The organism is Pseudonocardia nantongensis, from assembly GCF_046546495.1.
GTDB classification, from domain to species: domain Bacteria; phylum Actinomycetota; class Actinomycetes; order Mycobacteriales; family Pseudonocardiaceae; genus Pseudonocardia; species Pseudonocardia nantongensis.
The window spans coordinates 1-4,975 of sequence record NZ_JBKGXT010000043.1; the positions used below are offsets into that span (position 1 = coordinate 1).

The window sequence follows — 4,975 nt, forward strand, 5'->3', positions numbered from 1 at the left end:
GTCAGCCTTGGCGTCCAACACGAGCCGGATCGCTCGTTCCCGCAGCTCATCGGGGTACTTCCTCGGGGCGACCATCGGTCGATCATCCTCCTGGCTTGATGATCTCCATCAAACCCGGGACGAGACACACGTTGCCCACCGGCGGCGTGATGGTCCCGAGGCCAAGGTTCAGCACGATCATGGCGCCGAAGTGCACCGGGTCGATGCCGAAGTCTTCGACGACCGGCAGGAAGATCGGGGTGAAGATGAGGATCGCCGGCGTGGGGTCCATGAACGTGCCCACGACCAGCAGGACCAGCATCATCAGGATCAAGATGACCGTGGGGTTGCCGGAGAGCCCCAGCAGGCCGTCCGAGATCAGGTCGGGGATCCGGGTGTAGGACATCACCCACGACAGCACTGACGAGACGCCGACCAGGAGCATGACGATCGCCGTGGTGCGGGTCGCGTCGAGCAGGATCCCCGGGAGATCGGCGACCCGGAGGTTGCGGTAGGCGAATCCCAGCACCAGGCAGTACAGCACCGCGATCGCCGCCGACTCGGTCGGGGTGAAGAAGCCGGCCAGGATCCCGCCGATCACGATGACGATCATCAGCAGCGCGGGTACGGCCTTCCAGAGGACCAGCAGGCCCTTCCGAACGGTCACACGCTCGGCATTCCTGAGCTCCGGCCGCCGTCGGGAGTAGACGAACACGACCGCCATGCACACCAGCGCCCACAGCAGCCCCGGTCCGTACCCGGCCATGAACAGCGCGGCGACCGAACTGCCGCTCACCAGCGAGTACACGATGAACGTGTTGCTCGGCGGGAGCAACATCCCGGCGGGCGCCGATGCCGCGTTCACGGCCGCCGAGAAGGCGGGATCGTAGCCGTCCTCCCGCTGCCGCGGGCCCATCACGCTGCCGACCGCCGCCGCGGAAGCCACCGCGGCCCCGCTCACAGAGCCGAACATCGCGTTGGCCACGACGTTGGTCTGCGCCATCGACGCGGGCATCCGTCCCACGAGCACCTTGGCCGCGTCGATCAGCCGGGCGGCGATCCCGCCGTTGTTCATCAGTACCCCGGCCAGCACGAAGAACGGGATCGCGAGCAGGGTGAACGAGCCGGTACCGGAAACGATCTGCTGGGCGGACAGGAGCACCGCGTCCTCGGCTCCGAGCACCAGCACCGCCGCCACCGTGCACGTCAGCCCGATCGCCACGGCGATCGGCACGTTGAAGACGATCAGTCCCGCGATCCCGACGAGCAGGATCAGCCCTGCCAGCGCTGCCGGATCCATCAGGACTCCATGACGGGGCCGGCGGATGCGACCGGTGCCTCGCCACGGCGCAGGACCGAGGCCAGGTGGCTCCCGGCGTAGAAGGTGATGATGACTCCGGTGATCGGTACGACCAGGTAGACGACGCCGAGGTGGGAGGGCAGCGCGCTGAGGCTCTGCCCCCAGGCCAGCACCGTGATCCGCGCCCCGCCCCACACCAGCGCCGTCACGGCGAAGGCGATGACGGCCAGTTGCACCGCCACGGCGACGACTCGCTGGGTGCGCTCGGAGAACCTGCGGACGACGACATCGACCGAGATGTGTCCGCGTTCGGAGAACACGAGGGCGGCACCGAACATGCCGAGCCAGACGAAGACGTACTTCGCGAGCTCCTCGGACCAGGTACTGGGATCGCCGAGCACCTGCCGGGTGAACACCTGCCAGCTCACCGTGGCGACCAGGATCGCGAACAGCGCGACACATGCCGTGGCGAGCACCTTGTCGAAGATCTTGCTCAGCGTATGCATCCCCGCTCCTGTCCGACGCGCGCGCTCGTGGTCCGGTGCCGGGTCACGGCGCCGCCGCCCGGGTCTTCGCGTACACCTCGCGCGCCCTCTCCGTCGTCAGCGCCCGCTCGGTGAGTGGCGCGAGGGCAGCGCGGAAGGCCCCCCGGTCGACCTCGTGGAACCGGACGCCCTGGCTCCTCGCCTCCGCCGTGGCCTCCTCGGTCGCCGACCTCCACAGGGCGGTGAACTCCGCGATCGCCGCGGCCCACTCCTGGTCGAAAGCGGCCCGGTCGGCGGGCGACATCCGGCCCATGCGACCGGTGTTGGCGACGAGGTAGTCGATCCCGATCAGGTGCTCGGTGCGCGAGTAGTCGCCCGCGACCTCGTAGTGCTTCTGCGTCACGTACGACACCTCGTTGTTCTCCGCGCCGTCGAGCACGCCGGACTGCAGCGCGGTGTAGACCTCGCCGTAAGCCATCGGTGTGGCCGAACCGCCCATCAGGTCGAGCATCTCGGCGTGCACGGCACTCTCCTGAACCCGGATCTTCTGCCCGGCCAGATCCGCAGGTGTGGTGACCGGCCCGTGCACGCTGTAGACGTTCCGGGCGCCCTGGGTGAAGCCACCCAGCACCGTGAGGTTGCGGTCCTGCAGGGAGGAGTAGAGCTCGCCCACGACGGCCGGATCGGTGATCACTTCCATCTGGTGCTCGATCGAGTCGAAGACGTTCGGCAGGTTGAACACGACGAAGTCCTCGTTGAGGTTCTCCAGCTGGGGGCCGGAGACCACCGCCAGGTCGATGCTGCCGTCGCTGGTCAGTTGCAGGGCCTCCTGCTGAGCACCGAGGTTCTCGTTCGGGTAGACGTCGATGTTCCAGCGGCCCTGGGTGCGCGCGCTGACCCGCTCGGCGAGGTTCTCCAGCGCGACGAAGGACGGGTGATCCTCGGACTGGTTGAGGGCCAGGCGCAACGTGGTCGCGCCCTCGGCCTCGGTCCGGGCCGGCACACCGCACGCGGCCAGCACCAGCAGAAGAGTGCCGAGTGCGGTCGCGAGCGAAATGCGCGGTCTGCTCATTCGGCGCATTCACGCAGCTGGGGCTGCGGAGGGCAACGAGTTGCCGTCAGTTGCCGTCGCCCCGGGAGACCTGCCCGCTCGGAGAGGACGCTCCGCCGTTGCGGGTCCAGAGGTGACATGCGTACGGATCAGGAACTCGTCCCGCCGAGGCTGCTGGGCATCCCGCCCTGCCGATCCCGATCCCGCTCCTGCGGTCGGCCCGCAGGGCGTTGTTCGAGTTGCTCGGCGTACTCGTGTTCGCGGGCGGCGAGCATGGCGATCGCGGCGTGCGCGGGTCCGGTAGGCGCATGCGTCGGTGGGCCCTTACCAGGCTCGTCTGCCGCCTACGCGTCCACGTCGGATGTCCATGCCTTGGCCGTTGAGCTTCTTGCTGCGTAGCCGACCACAGGGCGCCGTCGGGAACCCCCGACGACGCCCTGTCCGCGTAGCTGGGTTGATCAGCCCTGCTTGACGGCGCCGCTGCCGTTGGCCGGCAGCAAGGGGTACGCGACCGTGATGCCCGCCGCGTCGAAGCTGCCCTTGAGGTGCGCGCGCAAGGCGCGACCGAGGCTCCACTGCTCGCCCGGCTTGGTCTTGACGATGATCCGCACAGTGACGGACCCGTTGCCGATACCGACCACACCGCTGAGATCCGGCTGCTCCAGGATCTTCGCCTTGTATTCGGGGTTGGCGGCGAACTCGGCGATGCTCGCGCGGATCACCGTCTCGGCGTGGGACACGTCGACGCTGTAGTCCAGCGGGATCTCCACGACGGCGTTGGCCCAGTCCTGGTTCATATTGCAGACGCGCATGATGTTGCCGTTGCGCACGTGCCACAACCCGCCGTCGAGGTCGCGAATCTTGGTGATGCGCAGCGTCACGTCCTCCACGGTGCCCACAGCGTCACCGACGTCGATCACGTCTCCGACGCCGTACTGATCCTCGATCATCATGAAGATTCCGGACATGAAGTCCTGTACGAGGTTCTGTGCGCCGAACGCGACCGCCAGCCCGAGCACGCCGGCGCTGGCCAGGATCGGCCCGAGATTGATGCCGACCTCACCGAGCATCATGATGAAGCCGACACCGAAGATGATCGCCGAGGCAATGCTGCGCAGCACGGAACCGATCGTCTTCGCCCGCTGTTCCTGGCGCGCCTGCGCATCCCCGGACTCGGACTTCTGCACGACGACACTGTGGGGCCTGGCCCTGCCCTTGGCCTGGTTGATCCGCTGATGCGAAGTCACCATCCGCTTGACGCCATGGGCGATCAGACGACCCACCACGCCGCGCAGCACCAGTACGAGCACCAGGATCAACAAGATGTTGATCAGGCCGGAGATGAACGCGCTGCTGTTCTCGGTGAACCAGCTCACGAGCGGCCCGGCTTGTTGCAGCGCCGTACCGGGGCCGAGCGCCACGGCATCCGCTTCCGGAGGGCTGACGGGGAGCGGCAAGGTGCCACCTTTCTACCCGGGAGTGCCCGGTGTGGTTACTTGGTCGGCGGGCTGATCCTGCTACCCGGTCCGTACTCACACCACCGCCGCTGCGAGGGCAGAGCCGACAGGCGCGGACCAGCCGACACCCCCATCGTGTCAACGAGCTTCACGCCCGTTCCCTCTGGGTGGGCGGCCCGAGCGAGCCGTGCCGACACTGAGCACGGCACGGTGTTATCCGTCGGTATCGGCTGCGGACGGGCCCCGCTGCTGTCAGCGGGCTCGCGTGGTCTCCGGGGACGCGTCAAGCCGGAGCAGGAGCCCGGTGGGCAGGGTGTCGAGTTCGAGGGCCTGCCGGAGCCGGGGCAGTGCCTGGTCGTCGATTCGCCGGCGGATCCGCGTGACCGGCGCTTGCTCGGTGACGCCGAGGGTGAGGTGGAGTTCGGGACGCGTGCGGTCACCTGTGAGTACGGCGCGAGCGCTGTACACGCCGGCGTGGTCCTGCATCTCGGAGGTGACGGCGGCCGCGGCGGCACCGCTGTCCATGCTGGTGCTTCCGTGATCGCGATATCCGCGTAGGCCCACGGCGCGATCTTTCCCCGTTACCTTCTTGATCAAGCCCGGTGAGGGCTTGCAGGCCACCGGCCACGGCATGACTTGTTGCCCCTGTCGCTCGATGATCTGGGGGGTGTTGTCACCGTGGCCGGAGGGCGCCAACGACCGC

General features: G+C 68.0%; 4 protein-coding genes and 1 pseudogene. All 5 read right to left on the reverse strand.

The features are described from left to right. Positions 1 to 82: 82 nt before the first annotated feature. Entirely contained in the window at positions 83 to 1,279 is a 1,197-nt protein-coding gene (locus ACLFMI_RS26655; RefSeq protein ID WP_410950718.1) for a TRAP transporter large permease, read from the reverse strand. Further along, complete coding sequence (locus ACLFMI_RS26660; protein WP_410950719.1) at positions 1,279 to 1,785, reverse strand: TRAP transporter small permease; 507 nt, start codon at positions 1,783 to 1,785, stop codon at positions 1,279 to 1,281. Before ACLFMI_RS26660 ends, ACLFMI_RS26655 begins: the two co-directional genes overlap by 1 nt. 43 nt (positions 1,786 to 1,828) lie before the next feature. Beyond that, entirely contained in the window at positions 1,829 to 2,836 is a 1,008-nt protein-coding gene (locus ACLFMI_RS26665; RefSeq protein ID WP_410950720.1) for a TRAP transporter substrate-binding protein, read from the reverse strand. A gap of 437 nt (positions 2,837 to 3,273) precedes the next feature. Beyond that, on the reverse strand, positions 3,274 to 4,272 hold the full coding sequence (locus tag ACLFMI_RS26670) for a mechanosensitive ion channel family protein (protein ID WP_410950721.1): 999 nt from the start codon (positions 4,270 to 4,272) through the stop codon (positions 3,274 to 3,276). Between the two features lie 252 nt (positions 4,273 to 4,524). Then, positions 4,525 to 4,975, reverse strand: a pseudogene (locus tag ACLFMI_RS26675) (hypothetical protein); the annotation flags it as partial.

What these genes read in the sequence shown, in the direction of transcription:
- ACLFMI_RS26660 (WP_410950719.1), bottom strand. Translation starts at nt 1,785, where the DNA reads ATGCATACGCTGAGCAAGATCTTCGACAAGGTGCTCGCCACGGCATGT.
- ACLFMI_RS26655 (WP_410950718.1), bottom strand. Translation starts at nt 1,279, where the DNA reads ATGGATCCGGCAGCGCTGGCAGGGCTGATCCTGCTCGTCGGGATCGCG.
- ACLFMI_RS26665 (WP_410950720.1), bottom strand. Translation starts at nt 2,836, where the DNA reads ATGAGCAGACCGCGCATTTCGCTCGCGACCGCACTCGGCACTCTTCTG.